Raw genomic sequence first — 19,692 nt, forward strand, 5'->3', positions numbered from 1 at the left:
TGCGTTGACCGACGCCGGTGCCGGTGCCACCGCAGGTGCCGCAGAAGCCATCGCGTTCGCGCCCCCGGCCCCCGGCAGGCTGGCTGCGGCAGGCGGTTGCGGGGGTGAGAACAGGAAGCGCGCCCAGTCCGAGCTCAGGTTCCAGTCGCGATTGTTCACCGCATCGATCTGGAACGGCTTGGGCATGAGGGCATTGTCGAGTCGCATGCGCACCGACGCCTGATATTGCGTGCCGGGCTTGACCACGCCTTTCTCGATGACGCGCCATCCGCTCACGTTGCGCACGAGTGCCATCGCCTCACGCAACGAACTGAAGCCGAGTTGCAGGCCGCTGTTGCTGCTGTTGCCGTTGTTGCTTGAGACGCGATATTGACGCGTCAGCGGCTGGAACCACAGCCGCACACTCTGCGAGCTGGTGACGACCTTCTCGTCGAACCAGTACCAGCGCGAGCGGGTGAGTTCGAAGTCGGTCGTGAAGTAGAGGGAGATACCGCGATTGACCGCGTCTTCCAGGCTACTGTTGAGTTCGAACGCGAAGCGCGCGTCAAGCGTCCACCCACCCTCGGAGGATTCGAGCCGGGCTTCGCGCACCTGAATTTCGTTGTCGGCACGTGCGGGTCCCGCAAAGCCGAGCGTAACAACGCACAGCAGCGGCAGCAGGCAGGCCAGTAGCCGTTGGGAGAAAGTCACCGTTTCTGGAAGCGAGCGTAATAGAAGCCGTCATGGGCGCCGCCAGGGGTCATCAGCAATTGCCCGGGAGCGTCCAATCGTACCGCATCTGTGCGAACGCGTTCAAACCATTGCGCTTGCTCTTCGTTTTCCGACGGGAAGATCGAGCAGGTGACGTAGACCAGCTCGCCGCCGACGGCCAGCGTTTCCCACAGCGACAGCAAAATGCGCTGCTGTTCGGCCACCAGCGCCGGAATGTCGTCGGCACGGCGCAACCAGCGAATGTCCGGGTGCCGGCGCACGATGCCCGCCGCCGAGCACGGCACGTCGGCCAGAATGCGGTCGAACGGAACGCCGTCCCAGCCGCCACCCGACCACTTGGCCGGATTGCCCGCGTCGCCGATGCGCACGTCGGCCGACAGCCCGAGGCGCTCCAGATTTTCGTAGATGCGCGGCACGCGAGTGCGGTCCGATTCGAGCGCGGTGACCTGCACGTCGGCGAGCTCCAGCAGATGGCCGGTCTTGCCGCCCGGCGCTGCGCACGCATCAAGCACTCGCATGCCGGCACGCGGGTTGTCGCCGAGCACGAGCGGTGCGGCCAGTTGGGCGCCGGCGTCCTGAATCGACACCCAGCCTTCGGCAAAGCCCGGCAGCCGGTCCACCGGCACCGCTTGCGCGAGGCGCAGGGCGACCGGGCCGACCACTTCGGACGCCATACCGGCGAGCGTCAGACTCTCCTGCATGGCCGCCACGCTCACGCGCCGCGTATTCACACGCAGGGTCATCGGGCCCCGGTTATCGCCCGCGGTGAGCAACGTCTCCCATTGGCCGGGGTATGCGTCTCGCACCGTGTTGATCCACCACGTGGGGTAGTTCCAGCGCGCTTCGGGCTGCTGGGCGATCTGGGCCAGCAACGCCTCGCGCTCGCGCAGGAAACGGCGCAGCACGGCATTGGCCAGCCCCTTCGCGGCGGCCGTGCGGCGTTGCGCAGCAATGGCTTCGACGGCCTGATCGACCACGGTAAATTCGGTGTACGCAGCGTCTTCCACAGGGTCTTGCAGCAGCGCGAGCGCGCACAACAGGATGTCGCGCACGCGCGCCTGCATCGCGGGCTTGACCAGCACCGCCAGCAAGGCACGGCTGCTGCCGAGACGGCGCACGGTGCGGTAAGCCAGATCCTGTGTGGCGGCGCGGGTGCCCGGGGCACACTGCGCGGTCGCCTGCGCGAGTGCCTGCGGCAACGCCATGCCCTTCTGGACAGATTCGAGGGTTTGCGCGGCACGTTGCAGCGCGTACGCCAGAGATTCGGTGGGCAGAGTGGCTTGCGGCATGGGCTTTCTACAAACAAATATGCCCGCGCGACGGCGGGCATAGGGGGCTATCGGACGGCTGTCGGGCGACAGGATAGCAGACTGACAGCCAACGGACGGCGACCCGCAGGACGCCGTCAGGCCATGCGCGGTCAGTCCTCACTCACGGGGTCCGCGATGGCTGGCGTTGGTTCTCGTAGCGGAGCGCCGTGATCTGACCCCGTGCTCAGACCGGATATTGTCCGGTGCGTGCCATCTCCATCAAGCGCGCAATACGCTCTTCAGTGGCCGGGTGCGTCGAGAACAGGTTGGCGATCGCACCGCCCGAGAGCGGGTTCATGATCATCATCTGCGCCGTGGCCGGATGTTGCTCGGCGGCCTCGAATGGGATGCCCTGTGCAAAGCGATGAATCTTGTCGAGCGCCGCTGCCAATGCCTGCGGATCGCCCGAGATTTCGGCACCGCCACGGTCAGCCTCGAACTCACGCGCCCGCGAAATGGCCATCTGAATCAGCGAGGCGGCCAGCGGCGCGAGAATCGCCACGGCAATGCTCGCAATCGGATTGCTCGGACGCCCGTTCTGGTCACGACCGCCGAAGAACATCGCGAAATTGGCCAGCGCCGAGATCGCACCGGCCATGGTGGCCGAGATGGTCGAAATCAGAATATCGCGGTGCTTCACGTGGGCCAGTTCGTGGGCCATTACGCCGCGCAGTTCCCGGTCGGAAAGCACACGCAGAATACCGGTGGTGGCTGCCACGGCCGCATTTTCCGGATTGCGGCCGGTCGCGAACGCGTTGGGCGCGTCTTCATTGATCAGATACACCTTCGGCATCGGCAACCCGGCGCGTTGCGACAACTCGCGCACCATGTTGTAGAACTGCGGCGCGCTGGTCTCGTCGACTTGCTGCGCGTTGTACATGCGCAGCACCATCTTGTCCGAGAACCAGTACGAAAAGAAATTCATCGCGAGCGCAACTGCCAGCGCGAGCATCATGCCCTGCTTGCCGCCGATCATGCCGCCCACCACCATGAACAACGCGGTGATGGCCGCCATCAGCAGGGTGGTCTTCATCCAATTGAACATGGTGTTCTCCTCTGCAAATCTGGGTGACCTGAGGATTGCACGCACTTCGCGTGTCCTCGGGCGTTAGATGAGGCAAATCATCGAAAATTCAATGCCCGCAAGCAAATTGCACGCCATTTCCGGGCGGTTACCGCTGCTTGTCGACGCTTTCACCGATGTTTGCGGGTTGTTTATCGAATTTTGAAGAATAAAACCCGCCTTTGACTGATCGATGTCCGCGGTCGATGTCAGGCATCCGTGTTCGGCACGGCGTCGAACATGTCACCTGGCGCGATGGCAAATCCCGCGAGAAACTCGCGCACCGGCAGGCGCTTGCCGCCCGGCTTCTGGCATTCGGTCACGTTCAGCGCGCCTTCGCCGCAGGCGATGACCACGGCGTCAGCGCTCACTTCGAGCACGGTACCGGGCGCCGCACCGGCCCTGCCGGCAACGGCATTCGCACGCCAGAGCTTCACGGCCGTGCCGCGCAGGGTGCCCAGTGCACCGGGGAACGGATCGAACGCCCTCACCTGACGTGCCAGCGCCTGCGCCGGACGGCGCCAGTCGAGCGCCGCTTCCTGCTTGGCTATCTTCTCAGCATAGGTCACGCCGGCGTCGGGCTGAGGCTCGGCCGGCAATTTGCCGTCGCGTGCCAACTGGCGCAGTGCGTCGACGATCAGCTTGCCGCCCAGCGACGCCATGCGGTCGTGCAACGTGGCCGTGGTGTCATCGGGGCCGATCGGTTCGGCTTCGCGCAGGATCATCGCGCCAGTGTCCAGACCGGCATCCATCTGCATGATCGTGATGCCCGTCTCGGCGTCGCCGGCTTCAATCGCCCGGTGAATCGGCGCCGCACCGCGCCAGCGCGGCAGCAGCGACCCGTGAATGTTCAGGCAGCCGTAACGCGGCAGATCGAGCACTTCCTGCGGCAGGATCAGGCCGTAAGCCGCCACCACCATCACATCGGGAGCCAGCGCGCGCAGTTGGTCGATGGCCGCAATCGCCGCTTCCGGATACTTGCCGTTACGGCGCAACGACGGCGGCTGTGCGACCGGCATGCCATGCGCTTCGGCGTAGCGTTTGACCGGGCTGGCCTGCAACTTCATGCCTCGCCCTGCCGGACGATCGGGTTGGGTGAGCACCAATTCGACAGGAAAACCCGCCGCATCGATGGCGGCCAGCGCGGTTTGTGCAAATTCCGGCGTGCCGGCGAATACGATACGAAGCGTCATGATGAATTTTCTCCTGCCTGCTGCTGACTGCTTGGGCTGACTGCTTGAGGGCTTGGGGGCCTTGGGTGGGCGTAGCGCCTTGGTCGTGCTTTATTGACGCAATGGCGTCAGGGTAACGCCGGGCGCGACCAGCAAGCGGAAACGCTCATTGGTGTCGCCGGCCCGACCGCCCTGCCATACCTCGCGCCACCCGGCGGGGGCGTCGATCCGCGCGGCCGCCTTGTCGAGCACCAACAGTACCCGGCACTCCGAAGCCTGCGCCAGACTCGGCAATTGCACGGAGCGAATGGCGACGAAGTAATCGAGCATCGCGCGCTCCGATTCCCCCACGTTGAACGAGCCGACACAGGTGCCGTTGAGTGTTCCGCCTGCGTCGACGAACGACGTCATCATTGCGACGAACGGCGTGCGGTAGCTGCGCGCCTCGTTGATCCACGGCAGCAACAGCGTCGAGAGCGTGCCCCACACGAACATCAATCCAGCGAAGCCGAACACGAGCGCGCCGAGCTGACGGCGGTAGATGATGGCCGCCACCCACAGGGCAGCGATGATCACCGCGCCCAGCACCAGCCCGGGCGAGAACGGCAGCACGTAATCGAGCGGCAGCCATTTGCCGATCGGGCCCGCAGCAACGTGACCGTGGCCACCGAGTTGCAGCCCCCAGCGCACCCAGAGGAACACGCCCAGCACGCTCATCAATACCAGCGCGACGATCGACCACGTCTTTTCGAGCCAGTTCGGCAAGCGCACACCGGCACCGAGCACGCCGAGCGCCGGGAAGATCGACAGCATGTAGATGTCGCGAATGGCCGACGACGTGACGAGCGTCAACACGAACAGCACGACATACAGCCACAGCATGGCCAGTTCAGGGCGTTCGGCGACAAACCGGCGCAGTCCGCCACGTTCAGCGCTGCGGCTTGCAGCGCCGCTTGCAACGCTGCGTTCATGACGGCCGCGCAGTTGCGCAACCAGTGCCCCCACGGCGAGCCAGCCCGCCGGGAAGGTCAATGCCAGCAGGCTGCGGAAGTCGCTCCAATACGACTTGCGCTCGCCACCCAGATGGACGAAGCCGAAGAAGCGGCCGAAATTGTTATCCCAGAACCATTCGATGAACAGCGGCTCCGAGGCGCGCCAGAACAACGCCGGCCAGATGACCACCCAAGGCAGCGCCGCCAGCACGGCCCAACCGAGCGCAGCGGCATAACGGCGCGTGCGGTAGGCCGGCAACGCGAACGCGGCCAGCGCGGTGAGGCCGAGCACGCCGGGCACCAGCAAGCCTTTGCTGAGGAAGGCGATGCCCGCGCCGGTGCCGAGCAGCAGACCCCAGCGCCACGACGAGACCGTCGGTCTGGCCAGACGCGCGAGCGCGAACAGTGCCAGCGCGGCGCCCGCCATTTGCGGCACGTCGGCCGTGAGCTTGTGGATGTTTTCGATGGCCCCGAAGCTGCCCACCATCAGCATGGGCGCGAGCCAATTGAATTGGTTGGCAGTCCCCGTATCGGATGTCGACGTCGGCGCGTGCAGACGCTGCGCGAGTCGGGCCACGCAGAACACGGCCATCAGAAGCCACGCCAGCACGGCCAGTTGTGCGCCTTGGAAAACGGGCAGCACGGCAGACGTGAGGCGCGCGAAGATCGCACCGGTCCAATACATGACGGGGGGTTTTTCGACGAACGGATCGGCGCCCACCCGCGGCACGATCAGGTCATGGCCTCGGAAGAAGTTGAGCACCATGCCGACCGAATACGGTTCGTCGGCCTTCCAGGGATCACGATCGAACAATCCTGCGAGCAGGAAAGCGAAGAGGAGTGCGGCGCTCAACCAATAGATCTTGCGGCGACGGGACGACGTTGAAATCGATGAGGCCGACGAAGCCGTCGAAGCCGACGACGAAGCATTAACGATGGACATCCGGGGAAACCGATCGGGTTGGGCCCGACGGCAAACGTCCCGTTGACGTCCCGTCGCAGCAGGGTTTCGCGCCAAGGCTGGCGCAAAAATTCGCTGCAAGTATAGATGACTTTACTGCGTGCGCCATCTCAGACGGCGAGCGGCAAGCGGCGCGAAATCCCCGTCAGACGCCAATATCCCGCTGGGTATCGCTGGGTATCGCTGTGTATCGCTGAGTACCGCCGGGCGCTCGCTTGGCGCTCGGCGGGTGTTCGCCTGACGTTGCTTAACGTTGCTTCACACCGATTACGCGCGCTCGACCTGCTTTTTCATCTTCTGCTTGATGCGGTTGCGCTTGAGCGGCGAGAGGTATTCGACGAACACGCGGCCCTTGAGGTGATCCATCTCGTGCTGAATGCACACGGCGAGCAGGCCATCGGCATCGAGTTCGAACTTCTCGCCTTTCTCGTCGAGGGCCCGCACGCGCACGCGGTCGGCACGTTCGACTTCGTCATAGATGCCGGGCACCGACAGGCAGCCCTCTTCGTAGACTTTCTGCTCGTCGCTGCGCCACACGATCTGCGGGTTGATGAACACCCGCAACTCGTCGCGCGTTTCGGACAGATCCATCACGATGACTTGCTCGTGCACGTCGATCTGCGTGGCCGCGAGACCGATGCCGGGGGCGTCGTACATGGTCTCGGCCATGTCTTTGACGAGTTGACGGATGCGGTCGTCCACTTCGGCCACAGGTTTGGCCACTTTATGCAGACGCGGATCGGGGTATTGAAGAATATTCAGGAGTGCCATGGTGAAAACGGGATATCGCCGCATTGCCATCGGGGTTCACGCCAACTCACAATCGAGCGATGGCGAAACGCGTCGCGAACTACGCGCCGCAGGCTTCGCCAGCCTTGGCCCCCCGGTCAATGCTTACCGGATGATGAAAAATTTTATCACAGCGCCCCTCTCGCCGCTGGCGGGCGGCACCGCACTTCCCGTGTCAGACGGGCCTCGCCGCGAAATCGCGACCACCGACGCCGCCTTCAACCCGGGCGAGGCGAGAGGGGCCGCCATCGACGCTTCACAGATCGGGGCCGGCACGGAAGATATCAAGGCATGGTTGCGGCTGTGCGCCACGCCTCAAGTGCCGCCCGCTGCCGCGCGGCGTCTGCTGGCGGCGTTCGGGCTGCCTGATGCGATCTTTCGTGCGACACCCGATGAACTCGCCCGCGTGGTGCCGCACGAGATCGCGGCGCGGCTGCTGGCACACCCCTCTGCGGCGCTGCGCGAGCTGATCGACCGCACCCTCGACTGGGCCGCGCAGCCGGGCTGCACCGTGCTGACGCTGGCCGAGGCGGACTATCCGCGCGCGCTGTTCGACCTTGGCGATGCCCCGCCCATGCTCTATTGCTGTGGTGACGCCACGCTGGCGAACCGCGCCGGGCCTGCGGCCGTGGCCATTGTCGGCAGCCGCCTTGCGTCGCCGCAGGGCCGGGAGAACGCGCGACGCTTCGCACGCGAGCTGGGGGAAGCGGGTGTCACTGTCATTTCCGGACTCGCGGCAGGCATCGACGCGGCGGCCCACGAAGGCGCACTGGACACCCCCGGCGGGACCTGCGCGGTCATCGGCACGGGGCCGGACACCGTCTACCCCGCCCGCAACCGGGCGCTGGCCGAGCGTATCGGCGGTTCTGCCGCCAACGGGCTCGTCATCTCGCCGTTTTCCGTCGGCACCCCGCCCCGGCCTGCGCATTTCCCGCAACGCAACCGGCTGATCGCTGCACTTGCCCGATGCACGCTGGTCGTCGAAGCCGCAACGAAATCGGGATCGCTCATCACGGCGCGTCTGGCGGGCGAGTTGGGGCGCGACGTCCTCGCCGTGCCCGGTTCGATCCATGCGCAGCAAAGCGCGGGTTGCCACGCGTTGATTCGCGACGGCGCGACACTCGTCACCTCGCCGGACGACGTGCTTGAGGCCCTTGGCCTGCCCGGGAACACGGCCGCCTCACCGCCGGTCCATGGTCGAAGGGTTCCGCCGACGATCACAACGGCCACAGCAATCCCAGCGACACCCCGGACGCCCGCACGACCGAACCGGCCGACCGGATCGACCGGATCGACCTCATCGACCGGATCGCCCCGACGGCCCCAACAGGCAGGCCCCGCCACACGGCAACCGACCGGACTGACCCCGCCTGCCGCAGCGATTCTCGAAGCGCTGGGTTATGATCCGTCGAGCGCAGACACGCTTCGTGCGCGCACCGGGCTGAACATCGTCACGGTCCTCCAGCAATTGAGCGTGCTCGAACTCGACGGCTGGATTGCACGCGCACCGGGCGCCTGTTTTGTCCGTCTGACGCCACAGGCACCCGCGTGACGATGTCGAGCCGACCGACTCGATCGGCCAGTGCAACGGCCCCCAAGAACCCCAGATACCCCCGACACCCCGATACCATGCCTGTTCTCGACCCTGTCGCCGATCGATCCGCGCTTGCCACGGCACTGGCCGACGGCCAGACGCGTCTGGTGGCCTGCCTGTGTGCGGCGTGGTGCGGCACCTGCCGCGAGTATCGCGAGGCGTTGGAACAGCTCGCAGCCAGCCATCCGCAGTTGTGTTTCGTCTGGGTGGATATCGAGACGCACGCCGACTGGCTGGACGACCACGACATCGAGAATTTCCCGACCCTGCTTGTGCAGGACGCCCACCAGACCGGCGAAGAGGCACGGTTTTTCGGGCCCCTGCTGCCGGCGATCGGTATTCTCGAGCGCATGCTCGACGCTGGTGTGCTGGGCGACACCCGTGTGGCAGCACCCGCGCTGCGTGCCCACCTGCTCGGCTGACGCCCCGGTGCCCCGCTCCGGGTACCTGCGACCTTGCCGCCGGCCTGCGACGCGCTTATGATGTGCCGCTTTCGGGGCCGCCTTGTGCCCGATCCGACGGCAACGCCGGATTCGCTATATGTTATAAAGCCAACGAATGTCGCTTGGCGACACCCCCTCTACATTACCTAACGTCATGTCAAAAGCTCTGATCATTGCCGAGAAACCGTCCGTCGCGAATGACATCGCGCGGGCGCTGGGCGGCTTTACCAAGCATGACGAGTACTTCGAGAACGACGACTACGTCATCTCGTCGGCGGTTGGCCACCTCGTCGAAATCGGCGCGCCGGAAGACTATGAAGTCAAACGCGGCAAGTGGAGCTTCGCCAACCTTCCCGTGATTCCCCCCCACTTTGACCTCAAGCCGATCGCCAAGAGCGAGTCGCGCCTGAAGGTGCTCACCAAGCTGATCAAGCGCAAGGATATCGACCTGCTGATCAACGCCTGTGACGCGGGGCGCGAAGGGGAACTGATTTTTCGTCTGATTGCCCAGCACGCGAAGGCCAAGCAGCCGGTAAAGCGTCTGTGGCTGCAATCGATGACGCCGCAGTCGATTCGCGACGGCTTCAAGCGTCTGCGTACCGACGAAGACATGCTGCCGCTGGCGGATGCCGCCCGCAGCCGTGCCGAAGCCGACTGGCTCGTGGGTATCAATGGCACGCGTGCCATGACCGCCTTCAACAGCAAGGGCGGCGGCTTCTTCCTGACCACCGTGGGCCGCGTGCAGACGCCGACGCTCTCGATCGTTGTCGAGCGGGAAGAAAAGATTCGCAAGTTCGTCTCGCGCGACTATTGGGAAGTGCGGGCCGAGTTCGTCTGTGCGGCCGGTTTCTACGAAGGCCGCTGGTTCGATCCGAAGTTCAAGCGCAACGAGTTCGATCCGGAGCAGCGCGACTCGCGTCTGTGGAGTGTCGCGGCGGCCGAATCGGTCGTGGCAGCCACGCGCGGCAAGCATGGCACGGTGACGGAAGAGTCGAAGCCGACCACGCAACTCTCGCCGCTGCTCTTCGACCTGACGAGCTTGCAGCGCGAGGCCAACGGCCGGTTCGGCTTCTCGGCCAAGAACACGCTCGGTCTGGCGCAGGCGCTTTATGAAAAGCACAAGGTGCTGACGTACCCGCGTACCGATGCACGCGCCCTCCCTGAAGACTATCTGGACACCGTCAAAGAGACGATGGCCGTGCTCAAGGAGAGCAACAACTATCACCAGTTCGCCAATCAGGTGTTGGCCAAGGACTGGGTCAAGCCGAACAAGCGGATCTTCGACAACAGCAAGATCAGCGATCACTTTGCCATCATCCCGACGCTGCAAGCGCCGAAGAACCTCTCCGAGCCGGAGCAGAAGCTGTACGACCTCGTGGTCAAGCGCTTCCTGGCGGTGTTCTTCCCCGCAGCCGAGTACCAGGTGACGACGCGGATCACGGAAGTGGTCGGTCATCACTTCAAGACCGAAGGCAAGGTGCTCACGCAAGCCGGCTGGCTCGCCATCTACGGCAAGGAATCGGCCGGTGACGGCAAGGATGGCAAGGAAGACGCCCCGACCCTCGTGCCGATCGCGAAGGACGAGAAGGTCGGTGTCGACAAGGTCGAATCCGTTGGGTTGCAAACCAAGCCGCCGGCGCGCTACAGCGAAGCCACGTTGCTCTCGGCGATGGAAGGCGCAGGCAAGCTCGTCGAAGACGGCGAACTGCGCGAGGCCATGGCAGGCAAGGGCCTCGGCACACCAGCGACGCGTGCGGCCATCATCGAAGGCCTGCTCGGCGAAAAGTATCTGATTCGCGAAGGCCGTGAGTTGCATCCGACGGCCAAGGCGTTCCAGCTGACGACGCTCCTGCGCGGGCTTGGCGTGGACGAATTGACGCTGCCCGAACTCACCGGCGAATGGGAAGCCAAGCTCTCGCAGATCGAGCGCGGCGGCCTGAAGCGCGACGAGTTCATGCAAGAAATCGCGCAGATGACGCAGACCATCGTCAAGCGCGCGAAGGAATACGACTCGGACACGATTCCCGGCGATTACGCGACGCTCAGCACGCCGTGCCCGCATTGCGGCGGCGTGGTCAAAGAGAACTACCGCCGTTTCGCCTGTTCGAATTGCAGCTTCTCGATCTCGAAGATCCCGGGCGGACGTCAGTTCGAAATTCCGGAAGTCGAAGAGCTGCTCAAGAACAAGACGATCGGGCCGCTGTCGGGTTTCCGCAGCAAGATGGGCCGTCCGTTCTCGGCCATTCTCAAGCTCTCGCCCGACGACGAAATGGGCTACAAGCTCGAGTTCGATTTCGGTCAGGACAACGGCGACGAAGACGGCGAAGCCCCGGACTTCACCGGTCAGGAGCCGGTCGGCAAGTGTCCGAAGTGCGGGGGCCGCGTCTTCGAGCACGGCATGCGTTACGTGTGCGAAAACGCCGTGGCCAACCCGAAGTCGTGCGACTTCACGTCGGGCAAAGTGATCTTGCAGCAGGAAATTTCGCGCGAGCAGATTCACAAGCTGCTGACCGAAGGCAAGACCGACTTGCTGACGAACTTCAAGTCGTCGCGCACGGGCCGCAACTTCAAGGCGTATCTGGCCCAGCAGAAGGACGGCAAGATCGGCTTTGAATTCGAGGCCAAGGCGCCGAAGAAGACGGCCGCCAAGGCGGCGGATGCCGAAGGCGATGAGGGTGGTGACGAGAAGGCGGCCGCACCGGCACGCAAGACCGCCGCTGCCAAGGCGCCGGCGAAAAAAGTCGCCGCCAAGAAGGCCCCGGCAAAGAAGGCTGCGGCGAAAACGGCCGCCAAGCCGACCAAGGCCGCGGCTGGCGATGCCTTCGATGACGACGATGCACCGTTCTGATCGACCGTCTGTCGCATATTGACCGTCAGGGTCAATGAAAAACGGCCACTTCCTCGCGGGAGTGGCCGTTTTGCTTTGGGGCGCGCGAGCGCCCGCTCAGACTGTCATGCCGTCATACCGGAATTTCGGCGTTCGGCGTGGTCGGCGACGGCAGCTTGGGCGGCACCCAGCGCTCGGCGGCCGAGATGCCTTCGTTCTGACGGAAGTACTCGACCGTCAGGTCGATGAAGCCACGCGTCTTGGCCGACAAATACTTGCGGCTCGGGTAGACGAGCGAGACATCGATCGGCGTTTGCGTAAAGTTGCGCAGCAGCGCGACGAGATCGCCGTCGCGGACATCGTTACCCACCAGATACGACGGCAGGAACGCAATGCCGTGCCCCAGCAGCACCGACTGACGCAGCAGCGCCGTGTTGTTGCAGATGAACTTGTTCTGCACGCGCACCCGCACTTCGCCTTCCGGGCCCGAGAACACGCGATCATCACTCCAGAAATCGTTGGGCAGACCCAGCACGCCGTGTTCGCTCAGTTCCTGCGGCGTCACCGGCTCACCGTGTTCGGCAATGTAGGCCGGCGAAGCGCACAGCATCACGCGCGTCTCGGCGAGCACCCGCGAGATCAGGCTTTCGCTGTTGATCATGCGGGTCAGCAGAATGCCGCAGTCGTAGCCTTCTTCGACCAGATCGATCGCACGATCGGTGAGCGTGAGGTCGACCACGACCTTCGGGTGCATTTCCTGATACTTCTTGATGAGCGGCGCGAGGTTGCGCAAGCCGAACGACACCGGGGCGACGACCTTCAGGGTGCCCTTCGGATCGCGTGACGCGCTCGAGATCAGTGCGTCGGCCTCGTCGACTTCGTCGATGATCTGCCGGCAGCGCTCCAGATAGACCTGCCCGGCACCGGTGAGCGAGAGACTGCGCGTGGTGCGGTTGAGCAGGCGAACGCCGAGATGCGACTCCAGTTCTGCGACGTGACGTGTGACCACGGCGGCGGACAGATCCATCTGAGCGGCGGTACGGGCAAAACTCCCGTTATCGGCCACCTTGACGAAAACGCGCATCGATTGCAGACGGTCCATGTTGTTTCCAATCGTGATGTGCCGCGTCGTTCCGGCGAAGATGCATTGCGCACCTGCGAGCATGGGGGCGAACCTGCCGCTACCTACGACCGTTTCCGATGGGTAGCAGCGGGTCGTCGGGGCACCGCTTGGCCCGCCGCCCCGGAACCTTCCGGAGTGGGCCGCGTACGTGCCGCCAGGGCCGTCGACGCGGCGGGGGACTTCGATAAGGCGCTAGCTTACCGTAGGCAGCCGAAATTTGCCCGACGTGGCAATGATTCCGGTGCAGTTCTGCCATGCGGCGCGTGCATGCGTGCGCTTGACAGGCGCCCCGGGTATCGCGCTTTTGCCCCGCATCCGACCCCGTTTTGGCCTGTAAAAGCGCCGTATGCGACCAAATGTCGCAATTCCGGGGCTTGAGCGCACGGTTTGACGCAGGTCACGGCTCGGCCGGCATCACGTGGCTAGAGTGGGGCATCACTCTCGTTTCAGGCTTCGTCATGCAACCCCATCCCCCCCTGTCGACGCCACGCGCCGAGGACGCCCCTGCCCTCGCCACCGAACGCCAATGTCAGGGGACGTGTCCGTCCTGCGCTTCGCGTGGGTCTGGCGCTTCCTTGGACGCTTCCTTGGGCGCTTCCTCGAACGCCGCACCGGGCACCGCAAACGCATCCACCCTCATTGCACCGCCCGCGTCGAAGACGCTCCCGCTGCGCGTCGACGCCCGCCTGCTCGGCCGCTACGACGTCAACGGGCCGCGCTACACGTCGTACCCGACGGCACTGCAATTCCACGACGACTTCGGCGCAAGCGATTACGCCCGCGCGGCGGCGCAGTCCAAGCGCTCCGGCAAACCGCTTTCGCTCTACGTGCACGTGCCGTTCTGCGACACCGTGTGCTTTTACTGCGCCTGCACCAAGATCGTCACCGGCAATCGCGCGCACGCCGACGCCTACGTGGCGCGCCTGCACACCGAGATTGCCCGTCAGGCGTCGCTGCTCGGCGCCGGACGCACGCTCGCCCAGATGCACTGGGGCGGCGGCACCCCCACGTTTCTCTCGCTGGAACAGATTGCGTCGCTGGTCGATGCCATCCGCCGTCAGTTCGTGATGGCCCCGGACGACAGCGCGGAATATTCCATCGAAATCGACCCGCGCAGTGCCGGCCCCGCATCGATTCGCGCGCTACGTGCCCTTGGCTTCAACCGTCTGTCGATTGGCGTGCAGGACTTCGATCCGCGCGTGCAGCAGGCCATTCATCGCGTGCAGCCGCGCGCCTTGGTCGAAGCCACGCTCCACGCCGCGCGCGATTGCGGGATTCGTTCGGTCAATTTCGATCTGATTTACGGGCTGCCGCATCAAACACCGGCGTCGTTCTCGAAGACGCTCGATGCCGTCATCGAGATGGTGCCCGAACGGCTGTCGGTATTCAGCTACGCGCATCTGCCGCAACAGTTCAAGATGCAGCGCTGTCTGCCCGACGACCTGCCGGCCGGTCCGGAAAAAGTGGCGTTGTTGCAGACGATCATCGCGCGGCTGACCGCAGCGGGTTACGTCTACATCGGCATGGACCACTTCGCCCGCCCCGACGACGAACTCGCCCGCGCACAGGCGGCGGGCACGTTGCATCGGAATTTTCAGGGCTATAGCACGCGCGCCGATTGCGATCTGATCGGTGTGGGCATGTCGTCCATCGGCCGCGTAGGCGACAGCTACGCGCAGAACGCCAAGACCCTCAAGACGTACTACGAGGCTATCGATGCGGGCGGATTGGCGATTACACGAGGCGTGCGGCTCACCGACGACGACCGGCTGCGGCGCGACGTCATCTCGCGCCTGATGTGCCATATGTCGCTGAACTTCGAGGCGATCGAGCAGACGCACGACATCGACTTCGTGGCGTATTTCGCAGCGGAACTGGGTGAGTTGGCCGACCTCGCTGAAGACGGTCTCGTCGCCATCGATGCGCGCGGCTTGCGCGTACTTCCCGCCGGACGGTTGCTGGTGCGCGTCATCGCACAGGTCTTCGACAGCTATCGGCGCAGCGCGGCGAATGCGCGGTGCGCGAAGGTGATGTGAGGCGCCGAAAGCAACGTTAGCAGCAGCGCCCGCCGCTCTTGCCGCCGTAGCGTGCCTCCTGACGTTCACGGAAGAACGCCTCGTAGTCCATGACCGGCTTGTCCGGATGGGTGGCCTGCATGTGTGCCACGTAGGTGCCGTAATCGGGCAGACCGACCATCAACCGCAGACTCTGCCCCAGATAGCGTCCCATCTTGCCGACATCTTCAAACATGGCGACTCCTGCTTAATCACTAATTCCGTCACTAATTCCGTCAGTCATTTCAGCAGCGATCCCGAGGCGAACTCGTAGTCCGCCGTCGGGATCTGCACTGCGTCAGACTCGCTGGCCTGACGGCATCGGTTCGAACGGCGTTTCGCTGGCCGTCGGCTTGTTGGCGCGACGGGCGAGCATGATGGTGCGCAAGCCGAACAGCACTACCGCCACCACGACGAACATGAACACACCGGCAAGCGTGGCGTCCACGTAGTCGTTGAACACGATCTGCTGCATCTGCGCGACCGACTTGGCCGGGGCGAGCAGCTTGCCATCGGCGAGTGCTGCCTGATACTTGGCCGCGTGCGCCAGGAAGCCGACCTTCGGATCCGGATCGAACATCTTCTGCCAGCCGGCGGTCAGCGTGCAGGCGAGCAGCCACACCGTGGGCAGAATCGTCACCCAGGCGAAGCGCTCGCGCTTGAGCTTGAACAGCACGCAGGTGGCCAGCATCAGCGCAATCGCGGCCAGCATCTGGTTCGAGATACCGAACAACGGCCACAGCGTGTTGATACCGCCCAGCGGGTCGACCACGCCCTGATACAGGAAGTAACCCCACGCCGCCACGCACAGTGCCGTGGCGATCAGGTTGGCGGGCAGCGACTCGGTGCGCTTGAGTGCGGGCACGAAGGTGCCGAGCAGGTCTTGCAGCATGAAGCGGCCGGCGCGCGTGCCTGCATCGACAGCCGTCAGAATGAACAGCGCTTCGAACAGAATTGCGAAGTGATACCAGAAGGCCATCATCGCTTCGCCGCCCACCACCTGATGCAGGATGTGCGCCATGCCGACGGCCAGCGTCGGTGCGCCGCCTGCACGCGAGATGATGGTGTTCTCGCCCACGGCCTTGGCGGTCGCGGTGAGCACATCCGGCGTGATCGAGAAGCCCCAGCCCGAGACGACTTGCGCCACGGCTTCCGGCGTCGTGCCGATCACGGCGGCCGGGCTGTTCATGGCGAAGTACACACCCGGATCGATCACCGATGCGGCGACCAGCGCCATGATGGCGACGAACGATTCCATCAGCATGCCGCCATAGCCGATCAGGCGCGCATTGACTTCGTTATCGAGCAGCTTCGGCGTGGTGCCCGAAGAGATCAGCGCATGGAAACCCGAGACGGCCCCGCACGCAATCGTGATGAAGAGGAACGGGAACAGCTTGCCCGACCAGACCGGGCCGCTGCCGTCGACGAACTTCGTGAGCGCGGGCATTTTCAGCTCGGGCGCGACCACCAGAATGCCGATGGCGAGCGCGAGGATCGTGCCGATCTTCAGGAATGTCGAGAGGTAATCGCGCGGCGCGAGCAGCAGCCACACCGGCAGCACCGAGGCGACGAAACCGTAGCCGATGAGCATCCACGTGAGTTGCTTGCCGTCGAACGTGAACAGCGGCGCGAGCGTAGCACTGTCATGCACGCTTTGGCCGAAGTAGATCGCGGCCATCAGCCCGATGAAGCCGATGATCGACACTTCACCGATACGGCCCGGGCGAATGAAGCGCGTGTAGACGCCCATGAACAGCGCGATCGGAATCGTGAGACCGACCGTGAACGTGCCCCAGGGCGAACCCGCGAGCGCCTTGACTACGATCAGCGCGAGCACCGCGAGAATGATGATCATGATGAGGAACGCACCGAAGAGCGCGATCACACCGGGGATCATGCCGAGTTCCGACTTCACGAGATCGCCCAGCGAGCGGCCGTCGCGACGCGTGGAGATGAACAGGACCATGAAGTCCTGCACGGCACCGGCGAAAACCACGCCGGCGAGAATCCACAACATGCCCGGCAGGTACCCCATCTGCGCGGCGAGCACGGGACCGACCAGCGGGCCCGCACCGGCAATCGCGGCAAAGTGGTGACCGAACAGCACGTACTTGTTGGTCGGGACGTAGTCGAGGCCGTCGTTGTGACGCCATGCCGGCGTCATGCGCGAGCCGTCGAGTTGCGCGACACGCGTTGCGATGAACTTGCTGTAGAAGCGGTAAGCGATCAGATAAACGCAGATGGCTGCGATCACGATCCAGAGTGCGCTGATGGTTTCGCCGCGCGATAGGGCGACCGTGCCGAGCGCGCACGCGCCGACGACGGCCACCGCTGCCCAGGGCAGTTGTTGCCAGATTCGATTCATTGTCTCTCCTCGGAACTGCCTCCTTAGGGCAGCGACCCGGGACTGTGCCGTGTCAGCGCGGTCCCGCCTTTGTTTTTTGACATCGTGTCGATGTCGCGAAGCGTGGCGCAAGGCATGGCCCTCTTGAAGCGAGGGTCTGATAGCAACCAGGGCACGATTCGCCGTGTAGTATTGGCGTTTGCCTGACGTGCCACAAGCGCGAAACTACGCAGGCACACTACGTGATAATACGTAGCGAATGCCGCTAAAAAGCGGCCTTGCAGGCTCTTGAACGTCATGAATCTCCGACAGAAATTTTTCGTGCTGGCCCTGCTGCCGGCTGCCCTCGCGATGGTCGCCATCGCCCTCGCCGTGCGCTATCAGGGCAATGAATTGGCACGTGCGCAGCACGAGGCGGTGCAGACCGCTTCGCTTGCCAACAAGCGCGCCGAGCTGCTGCATTACGTCGGGCTGGCGCGCAACGCCATCGAGCCGTTCTACAACGGCCCGGACACGCCGGCCGCACGCGCAGACGCACTCGCCACGCTTGCCCGTATGGAGTTCGGCAAAGACGGTTACTTCTTCGTCTACGATCTCGAAGGCAACAGCCTGATGCACCCGCGTCAGCCCGAACTGGTCGGTCACAACCTGTGGTCGCTCAAGGACCCGGAAGGTGCGCCGACGATTCAGCGATTGATTGCAGCGGCAAGTGCTGGCGGGGGCTATGTGCAGTACCCGTGGGAGAAGCCATCGCTGGGGCAGACGGCACCCAAACTGAGCTACGTGATTGCGCTGCCGCGCTGGCGCTGGATGATCGGCACCGGCATTTATCTCGATGACGTGGAGGCCACGCTGCGTCAGTCCGACGAGCGCGCACAGAGCAACATCGACCGCACGCTAATCTGGATCACGATGATTGCCTCGACGTGTCTGGCAATCGTCGGGCTCTGCGGTCTGGTCGTGAACATCACCGAGTTGAAAACGGCTGACGCCAAGTTGCGCCAACTGGCACGGCAGGTTGTGGAATCGCAGGAAGTCGAACGCTCTCGTATTTCGCGTGAGTTACACGACGGCATCAGCCAGTTGCTCGTCTCGGTCAAGTTGTTGCTCGAATCGGCGTCGATGCGCCTGCCGGGCTCGCCTGCGGCGGCGAGCACGACGCTTGGCGTGGCGATTGAGCGACTGAACGGCACGCTCGGCGAAGTGCGGCGAATTTCGCAGGCGCTGCGTCCCGCGATGCTCGACGATCTTGGCGTCGCTGCTGCCATCGACCAACTCGCACGCGAGTTCGGCTCACATGCGGGTTTGCCGGTCGAGATGCACGTCGAGGGCGAGGCCCCGGCACTGGATGACAACATCAAGACCATGCTCTTCCGCATTGCGCAGGAAGCGCTCACCAATATCGAGCGGCATGCGAACGCGTCGCGCGTGTCGATATTGCTGGTGTTCAAAGCGGAAGGTATCCACTTGTCGATTGCCGACGACGGCCGCGGTTTCGACGTCACCGACGTGCACCACGACCCGCGTCACGGCATCGGCTTGCGCAATATGCGCGAGCGGCTTGATGCCGTCGGCGGTGCGCTCGGCATTCAATCGTGGCCCGGCCTCACTACCATCAGCGCGTGGGTGCCGCTCACGCCCGCTGCCGCTAAAGCGGCGCTCAACGCTTCACGCCAATGACTCAAGTTCACCCTATCCGTTTGTTGCTGATCGACGATCATCCACTCGTGCGCGACGGTTTGCGCGCGCGCTTCGATGCAGCGCCCAATCTGCAAGTTGTCGGTGAAGCCGGCAATGCGGCGGAAGCGCTGGCACGGGCCAAGACGGCATCGCCAGATCTGGCGCTGATGGACATCAGCATGCGCGGCACCAATGGCATTGAATTGACAGCGCAGTTTCGCGAACAGTTTCCGCACATCGCCGTGTTGATTCTGTCGATGCACGACAACGCTGAGTATGTACGTCAGGCGGTGCGTGCCGGTGCGCGTGGTTATGTGCTCAAGGATGCCCCGGCGCATGAAATCGTGACGGCGATCGAGCGCGTGGCGAAAGGCGAGGCGTATTACAGCGCAGCGATCGCGGCACGCGTCGTGCAGGCGTCGACATCGCATGGCCCCATCGACTCGCTCACACCGCGCGAGCGCGAAATTCTGACGCTCATCGCACGCGGGCTGGCCAACAAGCAGATCGCCACGGAAATGGACCTGTCGGTGCGCACCGTCGAAACCCATCGACTCAACATCAAACGCAAGCTCGGTATCGAGGGGCAAGCGGAGTTGATCAAGTTTGCGGTGGAGAATCGGCTGTAA

General features: G+C 64.2%; 14 protein-coding genes and 1 pseudogene. 6 read left to right on the forward strand and 9 right to left on the reverse strand.

The features are described from left to right. Nucleotides 1-105 precede the first annotated feature (105 nt). From CDV44_RS28490 to def, 6 genes and pseudogenes are all read right to left on the reverse strand, one after another. Nucleotides 106-690, reverse strand: a pseudogene (locus tag CDV44_RS28490) (DUF4390 domain-containing protein); the annotation flags it as partial. Continuing rightward, nucleotides 687-2,000, reverse strand: a complete 1,314-nt coding sequence (gene rsmB, locus CDV44_RS21735; protein ID WP_087690413.1) for a 16S rRNA (cytosine(967)-C(5))-methyltransferase RsmB — start codon at nt 1,998-2,000, stop codon at nt 687-689. The pseudogene CDV44_RS28490 and the gene rsmB, both read right to left, overlap by 4 nt. A gap of 205 nt (nt 2,001-2,205) precedes the next feature. Next, nucleotides 2,206-3,066, reverse strand: coding sequence for a zinc metalloprotease HtpX (gene htpX / locus CDV44_RS21740; RefSeq protein WP_058376780.1), 861 nt, complete (start codon nt 3,064-3,066; stop codon nt 2,206-2,208). Between the two features lie 227 nt (nt 3,067-3,293). Then, complete coding sequence (fmt, locus tag CDV44_RS21745; protein ID WP_087690415.1) at nt 3,294-4,277, reverse strand: methionyl-tRNA formyltransferase; 984 nt, start codon at nt 4,275-4,277, stop codon at nt 3,294-3,296. A 90-nt stretch (nt 4,278-4,367) separates the two neighbouring features. After that, nucleotides 4,368-6,101 carry a glycosyltransferase family 39 protein gene (locus CDV44_RS21750; protein WP_141118783.1) on the reverse strand — a complete coding sequence of 578 codons (1,734 nt, stop codon included), beginning with the start codon at nt 6,099-6,101 and terminating at the stop codon, nt 4,368-4,370. Between the two features lie 375 nt (nt 6,102-6,476). Next, nucleotides 6,477-6,980, reverse strand: a complete 504-nt coding sequence (def, locus tag CDV44_RS21755) for a peptide deformylase (protein WP_058376777.1) — start codon at nt 6,978-6,980, stop codon at nt 6,477-6,479. Between def and dprA the strand changes: the two genes are divergently transcribed. The 3 genes from dprA to CDV44_RS21770 all read left to right on the forward strand — a co-directional run bounded on the left by dprA (nt 6,979) and on the right by CDV44_RS21770 (nt 11,883). Continuing rightward, nucleotides 6,979-8,550 (forward strand): DNA-processing protein DprA, encoded by a 1,572-nt coding sequence (dprA, locus tag CDV44_RS21760; RefSeq protein WP_249277647.1) that lies wholly within the window; start codon nt 6,979-6,981, stop codon nt 8,548-8,550. The genes def and dprA overlap by 2 nt on opposite strands. Before the next feature lie 77 nt (nt 8,551-8,627). Beyond that, nucleotides 8,628-9,014 carry a thioredoxin family protein gene (locus tag CDV44_RS21765; protein WP_058376775.1) on the forward strand — a complete coding sequence of 129 codons (387 nt, stop codon included), beginning with the start codon at nt 8,628-8,630 and terminating at the stop codon, nt 9,012-9,014. A gap of 175 nt (nt 9,015-9,189) precedes the next feature. Beyond that, nucleotides 9,190-11,883 carry a DNA topoisomerase III gene (locus tag CDV44_RS21770; RefSeq protein WP_087690419.1) on the forward strand — a complete coding sequence of 898 codons (2,694 nt, stop codon included), beginning with the start codon at nt 9,190-9,192 and terminating at the stop codon, nt 11,881-11,883. Nucleotides 11,884-11,995: 112 nt separating this feature from the next. On the opposite strand, the gene CDV44_RS21775 is transcribed toward CDV44_RS21770, so the two are convergent. Continuing rightward, entirely contained in the window at nt 11,996-12,964 is a 969-nt protein-coding gene (locus tag CDV44_RS21775) for a LysR family transcriptional regulator (RefSeq protein ID WP_058380007.1), read from the reverse strand. 479 nt (nt 12,965-13,443) lie between these two features. Between CDV44_RS21775 and hemN the strand changes: the two genes are divergently transcribed. Beyond that, the gene (gene hemN, locus CDV44_RS21780; protein ID WP_371328789.1) at nt 13,444-15,021 is read left to right on the forward strand and encodes an oxygen-independent coproporphyrinogen III oxidase; all 1,578 of its coding nucleotides are present in this window, start codon (nt 13,444-13,446) and stop codon (nt 15,019-15,021) included. 16 nt (nt 15,022-15,037) lie between these two features. On the opposite strand, the gene CDV44_RS21785 is transcribed toward hemN, so the two are convergent. Both CDV44_RS21785 and CDV44_RS21790 read right to left on the reverse strand, forming a co-directional pair. Then, nucleotides 15,038-15,235 carry a YbdD/YjiX family protein gene (locus tag CDV44_RS21785; RefSeq protein ID WP_058376773.1) on the reverse strand — a complete coding sequence of 66 codons (198 nt, stop codon included), beginning with the start codon at nt 15,233-15,235 and terminating at the stop codon, nt 15,038-15,040. A gap of 102 nt (nt 15,236-15,337) precedes the next feature. Beyond that, a complete protein-coding gene (locus CDV44_RS21790; RefSeq protein WP_087690421.1) occupies nt 15,338-17,404 on the reverse strand; it encodes a carbon starvation CstA family protein in 2,067 nt (688 codons plus the stop codon). A 276-nt stretch (nt 17,405-17,680) separates the two neighbouring features. Here CDV44_RS21790 and CDV44_RS21795 point away from each other — a divergent pair, with 276 nt between their 5' ends. Next, entirely contained in the window at nt 17,681-19,063 is a 1,383-nt protein-coding gene (locus tag CDV44_RS21795; RefSeq protein ID WP_087690423.1) for a cache domain-containing protein, read from the forward strand. Then, nucleotides 19,060-19,692 (forward strand): response regulator transcription factor, encoded by a 633-nt coding sequence (locus CDV44_RS21800; protein WP_058376770.1) that lies wholly within the window; start codon nt 19,060-19,062, stop codon nt 19,690-19,692. The genes CDV44_RS21795 and CDV44_RS21800 overlap by 4 nt, the downstream gene beginning before the upstream one ends.

The organism is Pandoraea sp. PE-S2R-1 (assembly GCF_002179865.1).
Lineage (GTDB): Bacteria > Pseudomonadota > Gammaproteobacteria > Burkholderiales > Burkholderiaceae > Pandoraea.

Coding starts and splice junctions, on each gene's coding strand:
- rsmB (WP_087690413.1), bottom strand. CDS start 2,000: ATGCCGCAAGCCACTCTGCCCACCGAATCTCTGGCGTACGCGCTGCAA.
- htpX (WP_058376780.1), bottom strand. CDS start 3,066: ATGTTCAATTGGATGAAGACCACCCTGCTGATGGCGGCCATCACCGCG.
- fmt (WP_087690415.1), bottom strand. CDS start 4,277: ATGACGCTTCGTATCGTATTCGCCGGCACGCCGGAATTTGCACAAACC.
- dprA (WP_249277647.1), top strand. CDS start 6,979: ATGGTGAAAACGGGATATCGCCGCATTGCCATCGGGGTTCACGCCAAC.
- def (WP_058376777.1), bottom strand. CDS start 6,980: ATGGCACTCCTGAATATTCTTCAATACCCCGATCCGCGTCTGCATAAA.
- CDV44_RS21765 (WP_058376775.1), top strand. CDS start 8,628: ATGCCTGTTCTCGACCCTGTCGCCGATCGATCCGCGCTTGCCACGGCA.
- CDV44_RS21770 (WP_087690419.1), top strand. CDS start 9,190: ATGTCAAAAGCTCTGATCATTGCCGAGAAACCGTCCGTCGCGAATGAC.
- CDV44_RS21775 (WP_058380007.1), bottom strand. CDS start 12,964: ATGGACCGTCTGCAATCGATGCGCGTTTTCGTCAAGGTGGCCGATAAC.
- hemN (WP_371328789.1), top strand. CDS start 13,444: ATGCAACCCCATCCCCCCCTGTCGACGCCACGCGCCGAGGACGCCCCT.
- CDV44_RS21785 (WP_058376773.1), bottom strand. CDS start 15,235: ATGTTTGAAGATGTCGGCAAGATGGGACGCTATCTGGGGCAGAGTCTG.
- CDV44_RS21790 (WP_087690421.1), bottom strand. CDS start 17,404: ATGAATCGAATCTGGCAACAACTGCCCTGGGCAGCGGTGGCCGTCGTC.
- CDV44_RS21795 (WP_087690423.1), top strand. CDS start 17,681: ATGAATCTCCGACAGAAATTTTTCGTGCTGGCCCTGCTGCCGGCTGCC.
- CDV44_RS21800 (WP_058376770.1), top strand. CDS start 19,060: ATGACTCAAGTTCACCCTATCCGTTTGTTGCTGATCGACGATCATCCA.